The 22,586-nt window shown below is 55.1% G+C and carries 19 protein-coding genes; 6 read left to right on the forward strand and 13 right to left on the reverse strand.

What is annotated here, in order from left to right; translation table 11 throughout:
* Nucleotides 1-70 precede the first annotated feature (70 nt).
* Nucleotides 71-1,120: a cytochrome c oxidase subunit II gene (gene coxB / locus J2Z70_RS23620; protein ID WP_209877254.1), complete on the reverse strand. Its 1,050-nt coding sequence runs from the start codon at nt 1,118-1,120 to the stop codon at nt 71-73.
* 416 nt (nt 1,121-1,536) lie between these two features.
* Nucleotides 1,537-1,725 carry a hypothetical protein gene (locus J2Z70_RS23625; RefSeq protein WP_019913840.1) on the reverse strand — a complete coding sequence of 63 codons (189 nt, stop codon included), beginning with the start codon at nt 1,723-1,725 and terminating at the stop codon, nt 1,537-1,539.
* Between the two features lie 526 nt (nt 1,726-2,251).
* On the opposite strand from J2Z70_RS23625, the gene J2Z70_RS23630 reads away from it, so the two are divergent.
* Both J2Z70_RS23630 and J2Z70_RS23635 read left to right on the forward strand, forming a co-directional pair.
* Nucleotides 2,252-2,590, forward strand: coding sequence for a DUF4870 domain-containing protein (locus J2Z70_RS23630; protein ID WP_076086522.1), 339 nt, complete (start codon nt 2,252-2,254; stop codon nt 2,588-2,590).
* 104 nt (nt 2,591-2,694) lie between these two features.
* Entirely contained in the window at nt 2,695-3,648 is a 954-nt protein-coding gene (locus J2Z70_RS23635; protein WP_209877256.1) for a diacylglycerol/lipid kinase family protein, read from the forward strand.
* A gap of 608 nt (nt 3,649-4,256) precedes the next feature.
* Here the strand turns inward: J2Z70_RS23635 and J2Z70_RS23640 are convergent.
* Genes J2Z70_RS23640 through J2Z70_RS23650 form a run of 3 tightly spaced genes read right to left on the reverse strand, consistent with a single transcriptional unit; the run spans nt 4,257 to nt 6,297 of the window.
* Nucleotides 4,257-4,562, reverse strand: a complete 306-nt coding sequence (locus tag J2Z70_RS23640; protein WP_036722149.1) for a hypothetical protein — start codon at nt 4,560-4,562, stop codon at nt 4,257-4,259.
* Nucleotides 4,563-4,611: 49 nt separating this feature from the next.
* Nucleotides 4,612-5,430, reverse strand: coding sequence for a TrmB family transcriptional regulator (locus J2Z70_RS23645; protein WP_209877258.1), 819 nt, complete (start codon nt 5,428-5,430; stop codon nt 4,612-4,614).
* A 36-nt stretch (nt 5,431-5,466) separates the two neighbouring features.
* The gene (locus J2Z70_RS23650; RefSeq protein ID WP_209877260.1) at nt 5,467-6,297 is read right to left on the reverse strand and encodes a zinc ribbon domain-containing protein; all 831 of its coding nucleotides are present in this window, start codon (nt 6,295-6,297) and stop codon (nt 5,467-5,469) included.
* A 278-nt stretch (nt 6,298-6,575) separates the two neighbouring features.
* Here J2Z70_RS23650 and J2Z70_RS23655 point away from each other — a divergent pair, with 278 nt between their 5' ends.
* Together J2Z70_RS23655 and J2Z70_RS23660 are read left to right on the forward strand one after the other, a co-directional pair.
* Entirely contained in the window at nt 6,576-6,950 is a 375-nt protein-coding gene (locus J2Z70_RS23655; protein ID WP_036722142.1) for a hypothetical protein, read from the forward strand.
* Nucleotides 6,951-7,234: 284 nt separating this feature from the next.
* Complete coding sequence (locus J2Z70_RS23660) at nt 7,235-7,897, forward strand: GTP pyrophosphokinase (RefSeq protein ID WP_209877416.1); 663 nt, start codon at nt 7,235-7,237, stop codon at nt 7,895-7,897.
* A gap of 801 nt (nt 7,898-8,698) precedes the next feature.
* Here J2Z70_RS23660 and J2Z70_RS23665 read toward each other — a convergent pair.
* From J2Z70_RS23665 to J2Z70_RS23675, 3 genes are all read right to left on the reverse strand, one after another.
* Nucleotides 8,699-9,655, reverse strand: coding sequence for a hypothetical protein (locus J2Z70_RS23665; RefSeq protein WP_209877262.1), 957 nt, complete (start codon nt 9,653-9,655; stop codon nt 8,699-8,701).
* A 39-nt stretch (nt 9,656-9,694) separates the two neighbouring features.
* A complete protein-coding gene (locus tag J2Z70_RS23670; protein WP_209877264.1) occupies nt 9,695-12,784 on the reverse strand; it encodes a DEAD/DEAH box helicase in 3,090 nt (1,029 codons plus the stop codon).
* Nucleotides 12,785-13,163: 379 nt separating this feature from the next.
* Nucleotides 13,164-15,614 (reverse strand): glycoside hydrolase family 31 protein, encoded by a 2,451-nt coding sequence (locus J2Z70_RS23675; RefSeq protein ID WP_209877266.1) that lies wholly within the window; start codon nt 15,612-15,614, stop codon nt 13,164-13,166.
* A gap of 198 nt (nt 15,615-15,812) precedes the next feature.
* Between J2Z70_RS23675 and J2Z70_RS23680 the strand changes: the two genes are divergently transcribed.
* Entirely contained in the window at nt 15,813-16,577 is a 765-nt protein-coding gene (locus tag J2Z70_RS23680) for a TspO/MBR family protein (RefSeq protein ID WP_209877268.1), read from the forward strand.
* A 175-nt stretch (nt 16,578-16,752) separates the two neighbouring features.
* On the opposite strand, the gene J2Z70_RS23685 is transcribed toward J2Z70_RS23680, so the two are convergent.
* The 5 genes from J2Z70_RS23685 to J2Z70_RS23705 all read right to left on the reverse strand — a co-directional run bounded on the left by J2Z70_RS23685 (nt 16,753) and on the right by J2Z70_RS23705 (nt 21,149).
* The gene (locus tag J2Z70_RS23685) at nt 16,753-17,133 is read right to left on the reverse strand and encodes a RidA family protein (protein WP_209877270.1); all 381 of its coding nucleotides are present in this window, start codon (nt 17,131-17,133) and stop codon (nt 16,753-16,755) included.
* Nucleotides 17,134-17,242: 109 nt separating this feature from the next.
* Complete coding sequence (locus tag J2Z70_RS23690) at nt 17,243-17,905, reverse strand: oxidoreductase (RefSeq protein WP_209877272.1); 663 nt, start codon at nt 17,903-17,905, stop codon at nt 17,243-17,245.
* Nucleotides 17,906-17,930: 25 nt separating this feature from the next.
* The gene (locus J2Z70_RS23695; protein WP_209877274.1) at nt 17,931-19,205 is read right to left on the reverse strand and encodes an MFS transporter; all 1,275 of its coding nucleotides are present in this window, start codon (nt 19,203-19,205) and stop codon (nt 17,931-17,933) included.
* A 101-nt stretch (nt 19,206-19,306) separates the two neighbouring features.
* Nucleotides 19,307-20,722 (reverse strand): ATP-binding protein, encoded by a 1,416-nt coding sequence (locus tag J2Z70_RS23700; protein ID WP_209877276.1) that lies wholly within the window; start codon nt 20,720-20,722, stop codon nt 19,307-19,309.
* Nucleotides 20,723-20,945: 223 nt separating this feature from the next.
* On the reverse strand, nt 20,946-21,149 hold the full coding sequence (locus J2Z70_RS23705; RefSeq protein ID WP_036695255.1) for a CsbD family protein: 204 nt from the start codon (nt 21,147-21,149) through the stop codon (nt 20,946-20,948).
* A 482-nt stretch (nt 21,150-21,631) separates the two neighbouring features.
* On the opposite strand from J2Z70_RS23705, the gene J2Z70_RS23710 reads away from it, so the two are divergent.
* On the forward strand, nt 21,632-22,537 hold the full coding sequence (locus J2Z70_RS23710) for an FMN-binding protein (RefSeq protein WP_209877278.1): 906 nt from the start codon (nt 21,632-21,634) through the stop codon (nt 22,535-22,537).
* The last annotated feature ends 49 nt before the right edge of the window (nt 22,538-22,586 follow it).

Genomic DNA, 22,586 nt, shown 5'->3' on the forward strand with positions numbered 1-22,586 from the left:
GATTGCGCTGCGTGAGCCAAGGTATGTACCCCCTTATCAAATATGCTGCTTCCGCTTCAGTCATAGGCCCCTATTCCAGCGTATAACCGGCCAGATATTCGGCAATGCCGTCGATCTCTTCATCACTTAAGCCCATATCCTTCGGGTTCGGCATCTTGTTGCCGGGCTTCACGCTCTGCGGATCATGCAGCCAAGTCTTCAGATTCTCAAGGACCGGCGCCCCGTCTTCTCGAGTGTCATCATTAAGCAGAATTCCGGCAACCGATTCACGGGAGCCGATTCCGGTCAGGCTTGGAGCCACCGGTGATGCAGGCATGCTGCCAATCGCATGGCAAGTCAGGCACTGGGACTTGAATTTCTCAGCCAGTACTGGATCTTCCGGCATCACCGACTCCGGCGCCTTCATTGAAGCCACCCACTTGTCAAAGGCCTCACCGCTGACCGACTTCACCTTAAACTCCATGAACCCGTGGGAGGGTCCGCACAGCTCCGCGCATTTCCCCCGGTAAACGCCTTCATTCGGCGCACTGAAGCTGAAGCGGTTCACCGTGCCGTCGGGATTGGTGTCCATTTTTCCGGCAAGCGAGGGTACCCAGAAGGAATGCAGCACATCCTTGGTGCTGAGCTCAAAGGCAATGTGCTTACCTGTAGGAATAATCAGATCCTGCGCAGTCGTTATTCCGTAATCCGTATATTCGAACTCCCACCAGTACTGGTGGCCGGTCACCTTGACCTTGATGGCGTCCTTGTCATCCGAATGATCATTGCCGGCAGCGAAGACCACCTTCACCGTAGGAATCGCCAGCACAATGACGAGAATAAGCGGGATGACCGTCCATAGCACCTCCAGCTTGAAGCTGCCCTCCACCTGCTTCGGAATCTCATCCTGATCCTTCTTCCGGCGGAAGCGAATCCATACATAAGCCGCAATGGAGAAGACGATCAGCAGCACCACAATCATGATCGTGATCGACAGCTTCATCAGTCCGTAAGAGCTTTCCGCTACGGGTCCCTGCGGTCTGAGTACCGACAAGTCCTCCCGCCCGCATCCGGCCAGAAGGAGTCCAAGTGCTGCTGTCATGGGAAGAAGCCGCTTACCAGCCTGCCACGTTTTCATCATTGATCTACCCCGCTTTTCCCGAATTCGTAGATTAGAGTATTTTCCTGTCAATTATAACAATCACTATTAATATAAGTTCGGTCTACGTTTTTGTCAATCGTTCACAACAAATTCACATAATCATTTTAAAGTCGCGGAAAGCTTGTCAATACTGATTTTATAAGCGCTTTCAATTTTCCCGGAAAACTGTTAAACTACTTTTGAAGCGTATTCATATGTATTTGTGTCTAAACATTCATTTGACATACGAAGATGATCTGCAAAATGCATACAAAAAAAACCGATTCCAGAAGCAGAAGGCTGCCCGGGCACGGTTTATGAGAATCCTCATGGATGTTATCGCTTGAATGTAGATTAAATGTATAGTTGTCGGCATCAAACAGCACGCAACAGAATCACTCTCTCTGCCCGCTTCTTCAGGAGACGGAAGAATTCATTCTAACCAGCTCATGCTCCACAACCATGGTCAGCTCTTCCTCGTATCCTCCCGTGATCCGATACTTCCGGACGTACTCTTTCACAAATTTCTTGGGATCTTTGGGCCGGAAAATACGTGTCATTTCCCGCAGACTTTCCTTGACTTCGTTATGACCTTTACTTGCCATGATCAGTTCCCTCCCAAAACATTGAAAATGAATGCTCCGTTGTAGAGAATGCATGATGAAAAGTTCGCCGTAACCTTGAAATGCAAGTAAGAAACCATTACACATACGCGGCTTGCATTACCCGTCCAGACTACCATTCCATGAACTTGGAAATCCGCCTTGCCGGTGAAGCAGGTTCGTCGTGATTTGGGCTGAGAGTAAGGATGTCCCACTGCAAAGACACCTTGACACTTTAATTACCCGAAGAGCCACTTGCTGAATCACTCCTTTCGGGCCTTATCGTTATATTGTATCATATTCCAGATTAACTTCCACCTTTCCATGTAAAAATGCAAATGGAATTTTTTTATAGTATATGCTTGACCTTCCGTTTGGGAACCTGATCATAGTATGCCCCCTATCCCCAAAAATTATTGGACAGCATTCCGCACAGCTCATACTTTGCCCGGACACCTCATAGGCTTGTAGGGAAGAAGCACGAATAATCTTTGCCTTTTTCTTCTACAATCCAAGGAGAGTGAGCCCTTTGTCCCCTTTCAGATCTTCGACCGGACTGCCCGATAACCTTGCCGCCGCCTTGTGTTATTTTTTCCCGTTTATCGGTGCGATTATTTTCCTCGCTCTGGAGAAGCGCAGCCGCTTTGTCCTGTTCCACTCACTTCAATCCCTGATTGCCTTCGGAGTCCTTATGATCGCCCATGTGCTCAGCGGCTTCATTCCGCTTCTCGGTAATCTGGCAGGCGCCCTGATCTCCCTATGCAGCTTCGCAGTCTGGCTCCTGATGATCTACCATGCCCTGGGCAGCAGATGGTTCAAGCTCCCCTGGGTGGGAGAGATCGCCGAAAGCCAGCTGCGGCAGCTGTAGCTGTAGATGTAGCTCCGCGCAGCAGAAAATAGTTTCCCTTTTGCCTGCCCGCTCCTTACAATGGGATAAGACATGCAGGAATCTACAGGCTGGGGGAAGCATCCATGTATTTGTTCATCATAAATCCCCGCTCCGGCGGCGGGGCGGGACGGCGGATCTGGCACACCGTACAGGCCTTGCTTGCGGCGCGGGCTGTTCCGTATGAAGCGCTGTTCACCCAGAGCGCTGCCAGCGCAGAGAATCAGGTGTCGCAGGCGCTTGCCCGCCGCGAGGACTGGCGCGCCGCCATCGTTGTCGGCGGCGACGGCACGATCCACAGTGTGCTGGGCGCACTGCGGCGTAGAGGGGTCCCGCTGGGAGTTATCCCGGCGGGTTCGGGCAATGACACCGCTCGCGGGTTCAGCATCCCGCTCGCGCCTGAGGCTGCGCTGGACACCGCGCTGCAGGAACACTGCATCGAAGCCGATCTGATCAGTGCGACAGGTGGCCTCACCCTGACCGCAGTGGCCAGCGGCTTCGACGCGCAGGTGGCCGTCAATGTGAACGGCAGCCGCTACAAGCGGCTGTGCAACGCCATTGGCGCCGGGCGCCTAGCCTATATCATCGGCGTGCTGCATACGCTGATGACCTTCAAGCCCTGCCGCGTCAGTGTGACCTGCGACGGCAAGGAGCAGGCCTTCGACCAGGCGTGGCTGGTCTCGGTCTGCAACCTGCCCAGCTACGGCGGCGGGTTGCTGATCTGCCCGCAGGCGGAATCAGGCGACGGCCTGCTTGACGTCTGCGTCGTGCACGGGGTCAGCCGCGGGCAATTGCTGCGGCTATTCCCGACGGTGGTGAAGGGCAGCCACACGAAGCTGCCCTATGTCACGATGCTGCGCGGACGCAGCGTAGCCGTGCACTTCGCGCAGCCGCGCCACGCCATCGGCGACGGCGAAGCGCTCGGCACAGCGCCGCTGGCCGTGGCTTGCGAGCCGGGCGCGCTGCGCGTGCTCTCGCCGCTGGCGGCAGCCCCGGCGGTGGCTGCCGGCGCCGCGGGGTCCTGCCGCGCGGGCGGCTAGGACGGGCGCGGCGGGACGGGCGCGGCGGGACGGGCGCGGCGGGACAGGCGCGGCGGGACGGGCGCGGCGGGACAGGCGCGGCGGGGTATATATGTGGCTCCGCGTAACGGACTGAGGCGCTCTTATTCTGGATGAAAGTCATAAATCAGGCAAGTAACGGACCACAAGGACCTTATTCTCTGAAACACTGCTCTTAAGTATCGTTCTGAGCTACCTTAAGGTCTCCTCGGTCCGTTAAGACACCAAAAGTGGTGTTTTCCAGGGGATAAGGTCTCTCAGGTCCGATAAGAGCAGATTGGTCCGGCTAATGAAGAAGTTGGAATGATATTTCCCAACACAAAGAGCAGGCCCCGGGTATTCCCCTGGGCCTGCTCTTTGTTACATATTTCACGTTTCCGCCGGGTCCGTTTCCTGCTTCGTGCAGGAACAGACCTTGATCACAAAGATATTTTCCGCTAGCAGCTGTAATTCTGCTGGCCAAGCTGAACCGGCTTTGCCGTCCTTTTAAAGGACGGTACCGTTTCAGAGAGAAAGATAAGGATAATTATAGCGCGAAGCATATAAATTCTTATCTTTGGACAAAAACCGCTGGAACCCCGCTGCTCCGGTTATATCCCGGTTGGCTTCTGGGGCAGCAGGTTGCCGACAATCGACTTCAGCTCACCCTCCGTCGTGCTGCTTTTCTTCCCGTTGTCAAAGCTGGTAATGCGGATCTCGGAATAACTTTCTCCCGGAGCCACGGGCTTGAAAATCCATTTCTCCCGGTTATCCAGCCGGACGTTGAACTTCATGTCCTTGAACATCTCCACCAGCTCCCGCTCTCCCGGGGTCTTGCCCTCTTCCAGGAACAGCAGTCCGCGTAGCGGCTTGACGCCCTCTGCATGCTGCACTTCAAAATGTACAATACACTCCATGCTTGTCACCTCCCTTGCTTAGTGAACTTGGGCACTTACTATTGCAGCCCTATTCCTCCGGCTCTTCCCCCGATTCCTCCTGATCATGCAGCACATATTTGCTGTAGATCCGGCTATAGCGCTCCCCGTAGCGCCGCTGCAGTTCGGGGCCCATATCTTCCTCCAGCTCGAACAATACCAATTCCTGTGTAAAAGATTTGAGCAGCAGCTCCACAAGCACTGGATGCTCGGTAATCACGGCTTGGGCGCTCCCGTCCTCATAACGCATGCCGAGCATGCACCAGCTCCGGTCCACGACGAAGGAGAACTTCCGGCCTCCGTTGCGTTCCGGCTTCCCCGGCAGGGGCGGCCATACCGGATAAGGTGCCGGCACAGCATCACCGCCGTCAAAAGCCCACAGCAGCTTCACTCCGCGCTTCTCCGCCTGCTCAAGCTCACTGCGCAGCAGCGAGGCTTCCTCCCGCCACACATCCACTACAATCTCCTGGGCGGCAAGATTCAGCTGGCGGACCAGCTCTCCTATGACATTCCGGTCACCCTCCACGTTGTAGAAGGAGGGGCTGACCGGACCTCCGCGCGGCATTTCACTCTCCATATAGGCAAGCGAGGCCTGCACCCGGCCGGATATCATCGTGGCCAGCTCTTCCGGGTCCAGTACACTGTAGCGTGCCGGCTCCCCTTCTCCGCAGCGCACGTAGCCTTGCTGAGTCAGGCGCTGAAGCGCCGCATATACGTTCGATCTTGATACTCCTAGCTGCTTTGCCACTTCGTAGCCCGAAGCCTGGCCCTTGGTGGCCAGCTCAACCATAATTTTGGATTCCATCTCTGTGAAACCCAAATTGCGCAGATGCAGCAGCAACTGTTCCATCTATGTTGTCCCCCTAAGCTGTCAGTACTACACTGTCTATATTTGCTCCGAGCCGCAGCGCGGGCACCACATGGAGCCCTTCGGCAGATCGGCGCGGCAGATCTGGCAATTCACAATCTCCCGTGTATCCGCGTCTCCGGCTACCCGCTCTTCGGCTGGCTCACTTGCCTTCCAGTCCCTGATCCGGCGGTCCAGCTCCAGTTGCCGCTCCCGTTCCCGTTCCAGTTCATCTGCCTCCCGGCGGCTCCGGTCAGAACCTGAAGCTATCCGGTCCGCATCCTCCAGCTCTGCCTCTTCTTCCAGTTCAGGCAGCACCTCCGCATACTGTACTCGCGCTTCGGGTCTTCTGGCCAGCTCCCGTTCCGCTTCGGTCAGCTCTTCCTCACCGTAGTACTGGTCTTCCTCATCTTCATGCTCCAGCACCGTATGTACGGTAACCACAGGCGGTGCTGCGGTAGCGGCAGCCGCCGAAGACGTCTCTTTACGCAGTGAAATCTCCTTATCTTCCGGCTTGCGTGCTTCCAGCTTACGTCCGCAATGCGGACAGAAATTGGCATCCAGCCCTACGATCTGACCGCAGGCACACAAGCGTTCATTTCTCAATTCGGCAATTCTTGAGCGTACGTCCTCGATCTGCTCCTGCAGCTTGTTACAGCCCCGCGCAAGCTCGATCATCTGGCCTTCAGCCACCGACATATCCCTTGAACGATATCCCTCGTAGAACAGCTTCCCCATTTTCAGAAATTCAACCTGCATCTCATGCTCAATATCCGAAATCTGCCCATTCAGCTTGCTCACTTCCACCGAGCTTTGCGCTTTTTCACTCACCCGGCTGGCACCGTCTTTAATGCGTTGCAGTAAATTCATTGTAGTTCCTCCTTCTCCAGAGTGAGAATAGGCTGATTCGCAGCCGCGTATATCCTTACATTCCGATTGCCGCCCCACGCAGCAGCGGAAACGTGATTCTATCATACCAAAAGTCCACGGCAGATTCATTATTTGTCGTCATGTGGTAAATACCAAGTAGAGGCGGTTAGCGTTCTTATTGGAATGAGTATGCTGCGGAAGAAGCAATCATACATATTGCCTTCTGCTGGATCCGTTCCTGCGTACCCGTACATTATCGAATGATGGAGGGATGAATTGTGCCTGACGATAACCTTAACCGATATTTCGTCTCTGTGAATCACGGTCTGATTCAGGAAGAGAGAGGCGACTCCAGTGAGTACGAGGTTCTGCTGTCCAGTGACGGGTTGACTGTGCTTCAGGATCTTCTGGCCGATCTGGCCAGCGGGGATGACTACGCCTTCCGGCGTGCTCTGGTTCCCTACAAGTCAGCCGATCATGATGATGCCGCAGAGCAGTTCGATGACACCACCATCCGCCTGTTCCAGTATCTGCACGACCATGGCACTGACGAGACCCGCCTTCAGATCGAAGGCTTGAACGTCCTGCAGAAGCTGGAGAATACAGGCTATCAGGATGAAGGCTACGGCACAGGCTCTCCCACCAACAAATAAGGATGAACGGAGCTGCACCATAAGGACGGCCTAAAGCCTATACTGAGCTAATACGCGCCGGAGGGAAGAATGTTTCTCTTCGGTCAGGGTTACGGTTTTATTTTGCTTCCGGGGCTGTACATCGGTTAAAATAGAATCAGAACCGCAGCTAGCGCTGTATAAGATTGCCGTAGTCATCCATTCATGGTCTACAGTCACAAATAACGAAAACCGGGAGAGTTTCAGTGGAAGAATATGATAGTACACAAGTAACATTGAACAAGTTGCAGGTCCATGTGAAGGATATGCAGAAGTGGCAGATTAACGAGGATTTTGCCAAGCAGGTTGAGAATTCCAAGGCTTTGCCGGCGCTGTACCGTCATGCTCTGAATGAGCTTGAGAATAAAATCGATATCATCCGGACCGAGTGGCAGGTACGTGACGGCTTCAGCCCTATTGAGCATGTGAAGTGCCGGATCAAAGAACCGAAGAGCATTGTGCAAAAAATGCAGCGTAAGGGCTATGAGCTTAACCTGGATAATATGGAACAGCACATCCATGATATTGCGGGGATGCGGATTGTCTGCGCCTTCGTGAAGGATATCTACCGGCTGGTGGACCACCTGTGCGCCCGCGAGGATATCCGTGTGCTTGAGATTAAGGATTATATTGCCCACCCGAAGCCGAACGGCTACCAGAGCCTGCACCTTATCGTGGCTATACCGCTGGTACTGCTTGATGGCACCCGCTGGGTGAAGGCAGAAATGCAGCTGCGTACGTTAGCCATGGATTTCTGGGCCAGCATGGAGCATATTCTCTACTATAAATTCGACAAACAGCTGCCCTCCCATGTGGCCGAGGAGCTGAAGGAAGCCGCCCGTGCTGCCGATGAGCTGGACCAGAAGATGCTCCGCCTGCGCCGGGAGATCCTGGAGCTGTCAGAAGGCAGCGGCGGCAACGAGTCTTAATTGCGCAGCACAGAACACACATAAACTTAGGGTGAACTGGCCGCAGCTAGGCCTTTATCCGGCTACTAGAGGGGCACTTGTGTGCTCCTCTTTTGTATTTGTTGGCTGCTTTGTGGAGATCGGGGAGGGAATGAGGGGAACTTCTGCCCCTTCTTCTGCTCCTCATTCCCGCCTCCCGCCCCGTTTGGGCCAATTCAGGGGCACTTCTGCTCCTCATTCCCGCCTACCGCCCCGTTTGGGCCAATTCAGGGGCACTTCTGCCCCTCATTCCCGCCTCCCGCACGGTTCGGGCCAATTCAGGGGCACTTCTGCCCCTCATTCCCGCCTACCGCCCCGTTTGGGCCAATTCAGGGGCACTTCTGCTCCTCATTCCCACCTCCCGCCCGGTTTGGGCCAATTCAGGGGCACTTCTGCTCCTCATTCCCACTCCGCACGCCGACTTCTGGCTGAACCAGAGGGATTTATCCACTTTAATCCCGTGCAGCCACCTCGCAACCTACCCGGCGCACTGCTCTCAAAACTAATGTTACTTGGTAGAACAACTCCTACATTCGAGCCCGACATCCGATCCATTTCCACCAGTTGGCCTAGTTTACCCTCTATATTACTTAAAGAGCAGTTTCAGTCGCCGCATAAACAATGTAGCCTATAGCTCATTCAATCCCACCACACCTATCCATGCAACCCGGAGCTTACTCAAGCCCCATCTCACGAACCCGCGCAGCTATAGCTCATTCATTTCCATCACACCTATCCGTGCTCCTCCAGTTTACTCAAGTCCCATCTCACGAACCCGCGCAGCTACAGCTTATTCAAGCCCGCCGCGCGCTTCGCAGCAGCTTCCGAGACCCGGCGCATCAGCAGCGCAAGCCCTTCACGCGCCTTGGGTGTCTGTGGCAGGAGTGCGCTCCAATCCTCCTCCGGCTCCATTACCTCAGGCATAGCCGGAAACGGACGTGAGGAGATCTCGTGAAACAGCGGCCCCGGCTGGTGCAGAGAGCCTTCAGCCGCTGCCTCAGCCAGCCACTCTCCAGAGGATACGGCCGGACCCTTGCGCTCCAGCCGGGCCAGCTCGGACGCGAGCGACACAGACGCAGGCGCGTCTTCTTCAGTGCTCCGCTCGTTCTCCTGCTCCGCCCACAAGGCGAATACGCCGGAGAGCAGCTCTTCCTTGGACAGTCCGCGTAGGGCGAACGCAAGCAGCGGCTCCTGGGTCAGCTGCTGCCGGACCCGCTGCACCAGCTCATCAGCAGGCAACAGACCCGTGCCCTGTTCCTCTGCAGCCAGCCTCAGCTCGTCATCTACAGGCAGCAGCTCCAGTGCAGCAAGCCCGCCATTCAGGCTACCCTGCAGCAGATCATACAATTCGCCCGGATGCGCAGCGAGCTGATGCAGCACTTCATTCTTCCTGGCGGGTGTCCACTGCGGAATACGCAGAGTAACAGCCTCCCTCTGCACCTGCGGTAGTGGCGCCTGCTGTCCTTGCCGTACCTGCGGCACTGCTTCCACCCGCTCTTTTTGCCCTTGCTGCACCAGTTGCTTATTCTCCACCCGTTCTCCCTGCACCAGCTGCTTTTTCTCCGCCCGCTCTCCTTGCCGCACCGGCTCCGCCCGCTGGCCCTGTTCCCCTTGCTTCTCTATCTCTGCTCCGGCTTTGCTGCTGCGTCTGTCTGCTCCTTCAGCAGCAGGCCCCACACTCCCGGTGGCCTTAATGACCCCGGGCAGCACCTCCAGCCGCAGCTCCAGCAGCTCATTCATAGATGTTGCCTCCTTCTGCCTTACAATGTATTGCCCTGTTTACATCCAGTCCTGTCCCTGGAGTTCAATCAGCTCTTTGAGCTCATGGTTGGACATCTCGGTTAACCAGTTCTCACCGGAGCCGACGACCTGCTCGGACAGGCTTTTTTTGCGTTCAATCAGCTCGTCGATCCGCTCCTCCAGCGTTCCCTGGCAGATCAGCTTATGCACCTGTACATTCTTATGTTGTCCAATCCGGAAGGCGCGGTCCGTCGCCTGATTCTCTACAGCCGGGTTCCACCAGCGGTCATAGTGCAGCACATGATTCGCCCGTGTCAGATTGAGGCCTACGCCTCCCGCCTTAAGCGACAGAACGAAGAAGGCCGGACCGTCCCCCTCTTGAAAAGCATGCACCATCTCGTCGCGCTCACGCTTCGAGATGCCGCCATGCAGGAACAGCGGCGTCTGCCCGTATCGTCTGGCCAGCCGGCTGACCAGCAGTTCGCCCATCGCCACATACTGGGTGAAGATCAGCGCGGATTCGCCAAGCTCGGAGATGCTGTCGAGCAACTCGAACATGACGTCCATTTTACCCGAAGGCTCACTGCGCAGGCTCCGCCCCTCGTCCTTGCGGAACAGCTGGGGATGATCGCAGATCTGCTTCAGCTTGGTCAGGGAAGACAGCACCAGTCCCCGCCGGGCCACGCCCGAACGCTCGCCGATGACGCCTAGCATCTCATCCACAACCCCCTGATACAGCGCGGCCTGGGTCTCCGTAAGCGGACAATAGGACTTCAGCTCAAGCTTCTCCGGCAGATCCTTCGAGATATCCGGGTCACTCTTGAGACGCCGCAGCAGGAAGGGCGAGACCAGCCGGTGCAGCTCACGCAGCCGTTCGCCGCCCTCTCCCGACACATAACGCTGGCGGAAGGAATGATACGTCCCCAGATAACCTGGGTTGAGAAAATGAAAAATCGACCACAGCTCGCCCAGCCGGTTCTCCACCGGAGTCCCGGTCATTGCGATCCGGTGCGGCGCGCTCAGCTTCATGACGCTCTGCGCCTGCTTGGTGCGGTGATTCTTGATGTATTGCGCTTCATCCAGCACAACCGTGGACCAGCGTACCCCGGCCAGATCCTCGCTGTCCCGGCCTGCCAGATGGTAGGTAGTTAGCACAATCTCATGGCTGGCCGCCAGTTCCCTGAATCCTTCGCCGCGCACCCGCCGCCCTCCATGGTGAATATGCAAGCTAAGGGAAGGGGCGAAGCGCTGCAATTCCCGCTGCCAGTTGCCCAGCAGCGAGGTCGGGCAGAGGATCAGCACAGGCTCCTGCTTCTCGCCCGGCGGGGCATTCAGCGCCCGGTCGAGCAGGCAGGTGATGACCTGCACGGTTTTGCCGAGGCCCATGTCATCAGCCAGGCAGACGCCGAAGCCGAGATTGCTGAGTGCCGTAAGCCACTGATAACCCCGCTCCTGATATGGCCGCAGCGTTCCGTTCAGATCCTCCGGCACCGGACGCAGCGGCATCCCGCGCAGCACATCGCCGTGCATGAGGGAGGCCAGCAGGCCAGAGGTCTCCATGCCGGTAACCGACATGCCCTTCCACAGCCGCTCTTCACCATCTTCAGCCTCCAGGCGCATCCAGTCGGCTGCGGTCATCTCTCCGCTCTCACCACGCTTAATATATCTCAGGACCTGACGGACTTCCTTCGGGTCCACTTCAATCCATTCTCCCCGGAAGCGCACAAATGGCACGCCTGCTTCCACCAGGGCATTCAGTTCCTCCTCTGTGATGTCTGAATCTCCCAGAGAGGCTTCAATACGGAAAGAGATCAGCTCTTCCATGCCCAGCGCAGACTGCACCGGGCCATCCGCTGCACCCGCCGGGGGCTGCATCTTCATTCTCATGCCGATCCGCCGCCGTCCCTCCCGGCTCCAGCGCGAAGGCATCTGCACGGTAATTCCCCGTTCCCGCAGCTGCTGCACGCTCTCCTTCAGAAAGAAATACAGCCGCTCCGGCGGCAGCTCAATCCCGCGCGGGGCCGGTTCAGCCAGCGAGCGCCGGATGTCCGGCGAACTCTTCGCCGCCCGTCCCAGCGCAGCCAGAAGCTGCTGCTGAATATTGCGGTAACGCTTGCCCCATAGGGTGAATTCCCGCTCCCGGCTGCTCCACACCGCTTCCGCCGGAATCCAGAATTCCCCCTCCTCCCGGCTCTCCGCCCAGAAGGTCAGCTGCCACAGCTCGCTCTCCTCCGCCGGAGGCTCCAGCCGCAGGCCCAGGCTTAGCTGTCCGCTGCGGGCCTCCTCAGTCTCGAAATGCGGCACCTCATGGCCCGCCGTCTCGTTCACCACTGCCAGCAGCTCCGTTACCTCAGCCGGAGTCCCCTGCACGGGGATATCCCGGCTGCCCGTGAGCAGACTGTTCCACCACAGCTCCGTCAGCGGAGAATAGCCGCGGCGGTAATTGGCCTTATACGGCGACAGCACGCTCTCATGGACGGCAACCACATTCTTGATCTCGGCGGTCATGACCGCCTGCAGGAAGGAATACAGCACATACCCGCCCGCTTCCTCCCGCGAGGACAAGTCGCCTTCCTCAGCTACGTGTGTGCCAAGTGCAAGCACCGGCATGGAAGCCGCCATCTGCAGGAAGAACTCCTTATCCGCCTCTTCCCGGAACGCCGGTGACCAGCATACGGCAGCGGCCTGTTCGCCGCCGCGCCACCGCGAACCGACCTTGCGCGGCGGCTGGGCGCCGGGCACAATCCCGCCCTTGCCCATCAGCTCCAGCGCGAAGCGGGCGGCTGCCGACCAGTAGCGCAGCTCCCCCCCGGGTTCAATGCCCTGGGCACGGCTCGCCTGCTCATCCCAGGCCAGCAGCAGCTCGAAGGCATCCTTCGGCGACAGCGCCAGCCCTTCCAGCGTGCGTCCGGGCAGTCCGCGCCGCGCCGGTTTGCCCTCCACGGCGGCGGCCGCAGGATACTTCACTTCCGCCAGCCGCAGTGCAGCACCCGCAAAAGGACGCCAGCCGCTGCGGAGCTCCAGCCGTTTGATTACGCGTGTCCATGCGTCCACCTTCGGCTCGGAGGTTTCGCCCGAGAAGCAGAATAATACGTCCCCTAACCATATTGCATACAGATGCTTAATCATTGTTGGTTAATCTCCATTCTTGTGAGCAAACAGCAAGAGCAGCCCTTCCAATCCGGAAGACTGCCTCCTGCTGCGCGAGAAATATATTATGAAGCTGCACCGGCAGCAATAGCTCTAGCCGTACAGCCTTCCTGTTACGTTGTCTGCTGCAACTTTTTCTTCATCCCTTCATCTTATACGAAAAAGCCTATATTTAAAAACTTTTCTGCACATTTTCTGTGATTTTCAGCAGATTGTTGTTCAGATCAGGCGATTACTGTCCAGATAGCGTTGCAGCAGAAAGAACCGGCCCGCCCTCTCCAGGCTAGCCGGTCTTGAAATCCTGTGCAGCAACTCGTGCTGGACTACCAAAATCTTACGGGCTACAGCTACCTGCCCTCTAATCCGTACCTGCCAGAATCCGCAGCTCCCCGCCCCCGGCAGCATCCGCTACCTGAACGATGATCGCGCCGTTCTTGCCGTTCCGGGCCCAGCCCAGTGCCCCCTCATTCAGCTGCTCCAGGCTAATCTCTGCCAGTCCCTCCACCGCAGCGACAGTGAAGAACGGATAGCAGAGCGCGAAGCGGAGCGTCTCCCGGCGCGGCTTATAATCATGCACCGCATACGCCCACTTCAGTGCAAGCAGACCTCCCCCGCCTTCGGCCTGCACGGCAAGCTCCGTATACTGCCCCTTGCGGTAGCTGAAGCTGTGGCCGTCATCCTCATACAGCTTGAAGGACGAAGAGAAGCCCGCAGCCGCTTCCGCCCCGTAGAGGTGGAAGATGATCGTCTCCTCCGTGTCCTCCAGCGCATACTGTCTCAGCGGGCCTTCAGCCACGAAGCTGCCCGCCTTCACATACATCGGCATGATGTGCAGCGGTGCAGCCGCAAGAATATGCCGTCCGCCTTCGTGAATCTCTCCGTCCCAATAATCCAGCCAGCGGCCTTCCGGCAGATAGACAGAGCGGTGATCCGTATCCGGGCGGTAGACCGGGGCAATCAGCACATTTTCACCCAGCAGGAACTGGTCGCACAGGTTACTGACATGCGGATCACGCGGATATTCGAGCACCAGCGGACGGATGACAGGCAGACCACTCTTCTCCGCCTCATGAAAAAGATTATACAAATGCGGCATCCAGCGGTACCTCAGTCCGATGAATTCACGCAGAATCCCTTCCACCTCTTCCCCGAAGGACCACGGCTCCTGGCGCAGCGTCCCGATGGAGGAGTGATTGCGGCAGTATGGGAAAAAGACGCCCATCTGCGTCCACCGCACCAGCAGCTGCGCCGACGTATGATGGGCGAACCCGCCGATATCCGGCCCCGAGAAGGCCAGCCCGGACAGCCCCATGTTGAGCACCATCGGCATCGCCATCGCCATGTGCTCCCAGAAGCTGCGGTTATCGCCGGTCCATACGGCTGCATAGCGCTGGATGCCCGCATACCCGGCACGGGTCAGCACAAAGGGACGCTCACCCCCCATATGCTCGGCCAGCCCTTCATAGGTCGCTTTGGACATCATCATCCCGTACAGGTTATGGTATTCCTCATGCGTCACCGGCCGCCCGTTGTTGAAATGCATCACATCAAGATCCATCGTCTTGGTCTCATTGAAGACCGCAGGCTCGTTCATATCGTTCCAGATGCCCTGAATGCCAAGCTCTGTGTAGTATTTGTGCAGATCTCCCCACCACTCGGCGGTCCGGCTGTCGCTGAAATCAGGAAAGGCACTGATCCCCGGCCACACCTCACCGAAGAAAATATCGCCCTCCAGGCGGCGGCAGAAATGCTTCTCCAGCACCCCTTGCTTATACACCTCGTATTTGGGGTCTTTTTTGACGCCGGGATCTACAATCGGGACAATGCGCACACCCAGCTCCGCAAGCTCCGAGATCATTTTCTGCGGATCAGGGAAGTTGACAGGGTCGAAGGTGAATACGCGGTACTCATCCATATAGTGGATATCCAGATAGATCACATCGCATGGGATGTTCTTCTCACGGAATGTCTTGGCCAGCTGCAGCACCTCCTGCTGATTCATGTAACTGTAGCGGGACTGGTGATAACCGAGCGCCCACTTGGGCGGAAGTGCGATCCGGCCGGTGAGCGTGGTGTATCTTCGGACGACATCCTTCATCTCGGGCCCATTAATGAAATAGATATCGTAAGCTCCCGTAGAACAGCCAATGGTAAAAGCAACGCCGTGCGAGCGCATGTCAAAATCACTCCGGCCCGTATTATCCAGAAACAGCCCGTAGGAGAGGTCACCGTGCATGTGGATAATGAGCGGTATCGACTCATAGAGCGCTTCAATCTCCGGCAGATGAGGGGCGAACACATCGGTGTTCCAGTTCGTATAACGCTCCCCGCGTTTGTCCAGGAAGCTCGATTTCTCACCCAGTCCGTAGAAATGCGAGTCCGGCTGCATATCATATTCCGCATGGCTTGCGCCGCGCGGGTTCCAGCTCGCCAGATTCTGCTGCATGATCACCTTCCCGGATGTATTCTCCACACGGAGCAGAAACGAGGCCTTCTCAATAATCAGCCGGATAGCGCCTGTAGAAAAAATGAGCTGCTCCTCCGTCTCCTCTACCGGAAACAGATGCGGAATACAGCACTCCTTCAGCACAGCCTCCGAGGTGGTCAGGTCAGGTACCTTGCTATGGAAGACCTTCATCCGGAACATATCATCGCTCAGGAAGATAAAAGCCATCCCGGCGCATTCCCCCCGGACGATGTAGATGTTCTCGGAGCGTTCCCAGGACACCACGCTGCCCGGCGTGTTCCAGGTCTCCTTCATCACCATCGGCCCCATCTTCTCGGGGCGTATCGCCTCACTGCTCTCCATGAATCTTCTCTCCCTTCGCTGCTTGCTGATCTACTTCTTGACTACATATTACCCCGGGCCTAAGGAATACTATCCGCGATTCTTATGACCAATTGGTCATTTTTTTTGCCGGATTAGTCTGAATTGCCGCCACAGCGGGTATATTCTATATAGGCCAAGGCCAAAACGTAGTTATCAAACAAGTTAGGGAGTGGTCATATGACTAGAACTAATCCTTATAAGTGGGGGAATTTACTGCTCTTCCTCGGCGTTATTGCCGTCAATACCCTTTCGGTCGTCCTGCCGCTTGGCGGGAACAGCACCGCCGAAATCTCGGACAGGTATCATACGTACCTCACACCGGCCGGATATGCTTTTTCCATCTGGTCCCTGATCTATCTGCTGCTGGCCGGATTCATTATTTATCAGTTCCGCAGCGATACCGGGGGCAGGGATTCCGTCCAGCGGATCGGGATTTGGTTCATGCTCAGCTGTCTCTTCAATATGGGCTGGCTGCTCCTCTGGCATTACCTGTACATTGAGCTGTCGCTGGTGGCGATGGTGCTTCTGCTGATCTCCCTGATCGTCATTTACCGCAAAACCTGCTTCATCGCAGATCCCACGACAGGCGAGAAATGGCTCGTGAAACTGCCGTTCAGCCTCTACCTCGGCTGGATCTCGGTAGCCACCATCGTCAATGTCAGCGTTGTGCTGGTGAAGAACGACTGGGGCGGCTTCGGACTCAGCGGCCCGTTCTGGGCCGTCATCATGCTCTGCGTCGGTGCTGTGCTGGCTGTGCTGGTAAGCTTCCCGTACCGGGACAGCATCTATCCGCTCGTCTTCGTCTGGGCCTATATCGCCATTGCTATCGAGCATAAGGACACGAATGAGGTGTATTTCACCGGCCTGATTGCAGCAGGCCTTCTCTTGCTCTACAGTATCTGGCTGCTGCTGACTCCGCGCCGTTCCCGCAGCAGATACTAAATAAATTGAACTAATGGTTTTCTATTTTGGGATTAGCCGTGACTCCAGAGAAGTTTTGATTCAAGTTCAATCTATGTAGATATGCTTATATATGCACGCAAAATCCCCCGCACGCCTGATTGACGTGCGGGGGATTTCCCTGTAACCTACCTCGACCGGATGCATCCGGTCTGGCTTATTTCTTGCGTGCTACCACTTCGATCTCGACCAGCGCATCCTTCGGCAGACGGGCTACCTCAACGGCACTGCGGGCCGGGTAAGGCTCGGTGAAGAAGGTGCTGTACACCTCGTTAACCGCCGCGAAATCATTCATATCCTTCAGATACACGGTTGTCTTCACTACCTGATCCATTGATGCTCCGGCCTCTTCCAGGATGGCCTTCACATTGTTAAGCGACTGGCGTGCCTGCTCCTGCACACTGCCCGGCAGTTCCGCCGTCTCCGGGTCCATTCCCAGCTGGCCTGAAGTGTAGACCCAGTTGCCGGCAACAATGGCCTGGCTGTAAGGGCCGATCGCTCCTGGAGCTTTCTTTGTAGCTACTTGTTTTTTGGTCATAGTGAACGCCTCCTGCATGCTGTACGCGGCCTGTAGACCGCTATGTACATTCTAATCGTATGTTTATTGTAAGTCCTGGGGTCTGCGGTTTGCAAACCCTGCTGCCCCTCTAATGCTTGCCGATCACATGTATGACCTCATTGGTGTAGATATGAACGCCGCCTGTATCGGCCAGGGCAATGTTCATCATCGCCCGCGCTACCGTTGCAGCCGGAATGGCCCGGAACTTCGCAGCCTTGCCGACCATCGCGAAATCCAGCGCCTTCATAACCACAGCTGCGGTGCGTTCACCCAGCCTGAATTCTGCCCGGTCACCGAGCAGCAGCGAAGGCCGGAACAGATGCAGGCCGTGGAATCCGGCAGCAATCAGGCCCTCCTCCGTCCGCCCCTTGGTCCGGCTATAGAAGGTGCGCGATTTGGCGCTGGCTCCCATAGAGGACACGGCCAGGAACTGCTTCACATTATGCTCTTTGGCCAGGGCCGCAGCCGCAAGCGGATACTCCAGGTCCACCCGTTCGAACTGCTCCTGCGAGCCCGCCTGCTTAATCGTCGTTCCCAGGCAGCAGAATACTGCATATACACCGGCGAATTGCTCGCTGTATTGCTCAAGCCGGTCCCAATCCACTTGAATCTGTCTCAGCTTCGGATGCTCAAGGGCAAAAGGACGGCGGACCAGAACACGGACCTCGTCCCAATTCCCGCCCAGCAGGTCCCGGGTCAGCGCACTGCCGACCAGCCCTGTAGCTCCCAGTACCAGTGCAATTCTTGTCACCGAAATAGCCTCCTTCTATTCCTCCTTATTCATCCCGCAGAATACGGCGGCCCAGCAGCAGTGCCAGCAGAATCATCAGCACGCCTACCACTAACTGCATGCCGTAGATCTGCATCCACTGGGGCCATTCCTTAATCCATTCATAGATACGGCCGCCCAGCAGCGGGCCGAAGAAGGCTGCCAGACCGGTAAGCGCCGCATACATCGCCATATACATCGGCCGTTCGCGCTTCGGCGTATCGCCAATAATGAAGTTGAAGGCGAGCTGGTTGAAGCCTCCCACACCCACGCCGAACACAATATGGGCCGCAAATAATACCGGAAGCATCGGCAGCACAGACAAGAGTCCCCAGATTAGGGAAGAGACCGCGATAATCGGCAGCGTCCACAGCAGCAGCTTCTTGTTGCTGTGCCTGGCGTTCAGATTGCCCCATACATAGAAGCTGGCCATCATGAAGACCGTCTGCGCGACATTCAGCAGGGACAGCTTCTCATAATTGATATTCAGCAGCTGCAGCATGACATAGGAATACAGCGGCACGGTCAGGTTCTGCAGCAGCAGCCAAGCAGACAGGAACAGCGTGGATTTCATGAACATCTTGTCCTGAAGCGGCTTCCTGAGCATCGGCAGGAAGTCCTTCTCTTCCGATTTCTCAAACGGCACATCCGGGTAGAAGAAGAACACCACAATATTCGAGATCGAGAAAATCCACACTACAATATACAGGATAAGGAATCCGTGTCCGCCCGGATAACGGTCAAGAATAATACCGCCTCCGTACATCACCAGGCTTCCCAGCGCATTAAGGAACGTATTGCGAATACCGAAATACCGGCCCCGGACCCTTGCAGGCACCAGGTCACTGATGACCGAATTCCAGAGCACACCGCCGGCAGTGTTGGCAATGAAGGCAATGGTATATAGTACGATGAAGGCAGTAACCCAGTGCTCTTGCGGAAAAATAAACGGAACCAGGCCCGTAGATCCCCACAACAGCCGGTGTAAGCCAATAAAAGTCACGAGCGCCCACTTGCGGCTCGGCAGCCTCTGAATCAGGAAAGCCACACCGATCTGTGCGACGTTCACCAGCGTAGTAAGCGCGAGGACAAATCCGATCTGACTGGAGCTGGCACCCAGGTATAACAAAAATCCTGTAAGAAATTGGCCTTGCAGCAGCACCTGGAATATGGTGGATGGTATCCCCTCAAAGGTAGCGATCTGCAGATTCTTGCGGTGTACGGAGGCCTTGCGCAAATCCTTGGAACGGTTCCGCAGCGGCCGGTTTCTCATGATGTTCATGGGGTGTTGACTCTCCTTTGATGCGGCTTTTGCTTCATTCTACTCAGCACCAGGTTCCTGTCAATACACCGAAATCACAAATAAAGTTGGAGCTGCGGGGATTATACGGACGCGCCTGAATGCAGTGGTAAATGTAAGGAGAATATACTGCCCTGGCCTTCGCGGCTATGCAGGGTAATGAAGCCGCCCAGGAGCCTGGCCAGATCATTGCTGATAGACAGACCCAGCCCCGTACCGCCATACTTGCGGCTGACATTGATATCCGCCTGTTCAAAGGCCTCGAAGATCAGATCATGCTTCTCCGGGGGAATGCCGATTCCGGTATCCTGCACCTCAAAAGCTATCCACTTCTGTGCAGCAGCCCCCTCCTGACGTTCCACCACACGGATATTCATAGTGACCCCGCCAGTCATCGTGAACTTGAACGCATTCGAGAGCAGATTGCGCAGAATCTGCTGCACCCGCTGGGGGTCCGTGTAGATTACCGCAGGCACCCCTTCGTCCAGGGAGACACTGAAGGTGAGCTGCTTCTGTCTGGCTAAGACGCCGAACTGCTGGACGAGCAGATCAGGGACCTCGCTGGTATTTAAATCCTCTATAATAATATCCAGCTTCCCTGCCTCCACCTTGGACAGATCGAGAATATCATTGATGAGCGACAGGAGATCCTCCCCGGAACGGTGAATGATCCCGCCATATTCAGCAAGCTCCTCCGCACTCAGGGACTCATCGCCTTCTTCAATCATCTGAGACAGGTTGATAATGCTGTTCAGCGGGGTTCTTAGTTCATGGGACATGTTCGCCAGGAACTCCGATTTGAACTGTGAGGCTAGCATGAGCTGCTTGGCTCTTTCCTCGAGCACAATTTTATTCTTATGCAGCTCCTCCGTCTGCTCGGACAACAGCTTATTCGCTCTAATGATCTGTCCTGTACGCATCAGGTCCAGATGGAAATCGCGGATAATCAGCGCGAACAACGCACTGAGGACAAGGCCTGCGGGAAAGGTAACCGGCAGAATCTTCGTTATGTAATCATGTGTGGGAATGACCCCAAATACGGCGATATTCAGCACATTCACTACATTGACTACCAGAATAGTAGCAATTCCCTTATACATCACCGACGAAGACGAACGCTTCATCCATACGCTTAGCGCGGCACAGACAAAGCCCAGGATAGTCAGATTCAGCACGCCTACCAGCGCTGCCTCGTTCACTCCAAAGGTCAGGCGCGTAAGCCCGGTTGCGATTCCGATGATAATCAGGACCAAGGGCTGGGGGTAAGCCAGTGTAGAGATGATCAGCGGTACATACCGCAGGTCAAAAATGACATGCTCATGCAGTCTGTAGCCGAAAAAGGTACTGATCCACCCTGCAAAGACCGCGAGCAGCACCCAGCTTACTCTTTTTACAGGCTCGGATGCGTGGGTTACAGTGTACTTGTATATTAGATTCGCCAGATACGACAGAGTGATTAGTAAAGCTGTATTCACAAAAAAGATTTTGACATATTCCATGGCTTCACTCCTGCAGCGAAAATAAGTTCACAATAATATTTATAGTATCATACTGGAGGAATGAAAAACATGAAGCGTGAGGGCTATTGCATATGTATATGTATGAGAGTGATGGCTGCGGAATGTCCGGGGGACAGCAAAAAAGCGCAAATCAGATACGATTTGCGCTTTTTCCTTGAAATATAAGAATTTATATGTTCTACGCTTTAAATTATCCTTCTGATTAGCTGCGGTGGGAGGACTCCCATTTATGGTACTCTGCTTCGGCTTCATCCTTGGAATGGCCGTAACGCTCCTGCAGCTTGCCTACCAGCTTGTCTTTTTCACCGTCGATGATATCCAGATCGTCATCTGTCAGCTTGCCCCATTGCTTCTTGGCTTCACCTTTAATCTGCAGCCATTTACCTTTGATCACATTGTTATCCACTACAAGCTCATCTCCTTAGTTGTCTATTTAATGTCTGGCGAAAGCTTATAATTGCTTGTGAACTATTACCCCCATGACTTTTGGCTGAATCTCCAGGCTGTGCAGGGGCTGCACCTGCAATTGCATGAAACCATGCAGAATAACTCAACTTTTGTCACATAAAAGTCTTTTTAAAAAGCTATTCAACTATCTTAAAATTTGATATACTTCAGAAGTAAATTTATTTATGATTTAAGTGATTATTTTCACATGATAGTTCCATAGCTTGTGCTAAAATGCCATCGAACAAGAAACGATATGATTAAATTTTTTCTTATTGCCTGCCGATATATGTCGTATGCCTGCTACAAAAAGGGACTTAAGACCGAGATGAAAGTGACATTTATCATTTATAAAGTGATTTTTATCACTTCCACCGCTATTAAAATGTTTTACATTTTAATATATATATTTTAAACTATTTTCTTGGAGGTCATATCAAAATGAAAAAAGCTTCTGTAATCTTGTCGAGCGCTCTGGTATTGGGTACTTTACTCGCAGGTTGTGGCAACAGCAACAAAGCAGAGAACGCTGCTGCAACAACAGCACCTGTAGCAACTGCTACTGCCGCAGCTGAAGCAACTGCTGCACCTGCAGCCGAAACAGGCAAGTACCAGGACGGAACCTACTACGGTACAGTGGATGCCGATCCAGAGACTGGCTGGCAGACCTTTACACAACTGACTGTAGAAGGCGGCAAAATCACCAAAGCTGACTGGAATGCTTTCAATGTTAAAAAAGCGGGCGATTTGAAGAAAAAAGTATCTGAAGACGGCAACTACGGCCTGGTAAAAATCGGCGGAGCGAAGTCCGAATGGCATGAACAGGCTGCTCTTGCTGAAGCCTACCTGATTGAAAAACAAGATCCTGCTGCTCTCACTGTAAATGCTGAAGGCAAAACAGATGCAATCTCCGGTGTATCCGTACACGTTAGTGATTTCGTTGGCGCGGCTCAGGCTGCACTTGCTGCCGGCCCTGCACAAGCAGGCCCATACAAAGATGGCGGATATACTGCTGAAGGCGAAATGGATGCTACATCCGGCTGGAAGTCCACAGTAGCTCTCTCTGTTGCTAACGGCAACGTTGTAGCTGTTAATTTCAGCGGTGTGAATGCCGCAGGCGACGATAAGAAACAATATTCTGTAGACGGCAAATACGGCATGAAAGCCGGCGGCGCTGCTGCTGAATGGCATGAAGAAATCGCCCTTGCCGAGAAATACTTCCTTGAGAACAAAGGCGTAGCTCCTACCCTGGATGCTGAAGGTAAAACAGATGCAATTTCCGGCGTATCCATCCACGTTGGTGAATATTTCACACTTGCACAAAAAGCACTCGAAGGCGCGAAATAATTATTCGCTACCCTTTTGCAGCTAATCAGATGAATGAGGTGAGTTTCTC

The organism is Paenibacillus silagei (assembly GCF_017874735.1).
In the GTDB taxonomy this organism is placed as follows: Bacteria; Bacillota; Bacilli; order Paenibacillales; family Paenibacillaceae; genus Paenibacillus_AQ; species Paenibacillus_AQ silagei.

Bases quoted from the DNA above. Each gene is read 5' to 3' on its own strand.
- J2Z70_RS23635 (WP_209877256.1), top strand. From the start codon at position 2,695: ATGTATTTGTTCATCATAAATCCCCGCTCCGGCGGCGGGGCGGGACGG.
- J2Z70_RS23680 (WP_209877268.1), top strand. From the start codon at position 15,813: ATGACTAGAACTAATCCTTATAAGTGGGGGAATTTACTGCTCTTCCTC.
- J2Z70_RS23640 (WP_036722149.1), bottom strand. From the start codon at position 4,562: ATGGAGTGTATTGTACATTTTGAAGTGCAGCATGCAGAGGGCGTCAAG.
- J2Z70_RS23645 (WP_209877258.1), bottom strand. From the start codon at position 5,430: ATGGAACAGTTGCTGCTGCATCTGCGCAATTTGGGTTTCACAGAGATG.
- coxB (WP_209877254.1), bottom strand. From the start codon at position 1,120: ATGATGAAAACGTGGCAGGCTGGTAAGCGGCTTCTTCCCATGACAGCA.
- J2Z70_RS23685 (WP_209877270.1), bottom strand. From the start codon at position 17,133: ATGACCAAAAAACAAGTAGCTACAAAGAAAGCTCCAGGAGCGATCGGC.
- J2Z70_RS23660 (WP_209877416.1), top strand. From the start codon at position 7,235: ATGCAGAAGTGGCAGATTAACGAGGATTTTGCCAAGCAGGTTGAGAAT.
- J2Z70_RS23710 (WP_209877278.1), top strand. From the start codon at position 21,632: ATGAAAAAAGCTTCTGTAATCTTGTCGAGCGCTCTGGTATTGGGTACT.
- J2Z70_RS23650 (WP_209877260.1), bottom strand. From the start codon at position 6,297: ATGAATTTACTGCAACGCATTAAAGACGGTGCCAGCCGGGTGAGTGAA.
- J2Z70_RS23665 (WP_209877262.1), bottom strand. From the start codon at position 9,655: ATGAATGAGCTGCTGGAGCTGCGGCTGGAGGTGCTGCCCGGGGTCATT.
- J2Z70_RS23625 (WP_019913840.1), bottom strand. From the start codon at position 1,725: ATGGCAAGTAAAGGTCATAACGAAGTCAAGGAAAGTCTGCGGGAAATG.
- J2Z70_RS23675 (WP_209877266.1), bottom strand. From the start codon at position 15,614: ATGGAGAGCAGTGAGGCGATACGCCCCGAGAAGATGGGGCCGATGGTG.
- J2Z70_RS23700 (WP_209877276.1), bottom strand. From the start codon at position 20,722: ATGGAATATGTCAAAATCTTTTTTGTGAATACAGCTTTACTAATCACT.
- J2Z70_RS23670 (WP_209877264.1), bottom strand. From the start codon at position 12,784: ATGATTAAGCATCTGTATGCAATATGGTTAGGGGACGTATTATTCTGC.
- J2Z70_RS23695 (WP_209877274.1), bottom strand. From the start codon at position 19,205: ATGAACATCATGAGAAACCGGCCGCTGCGGAACCGTTCCAAGGATTTG.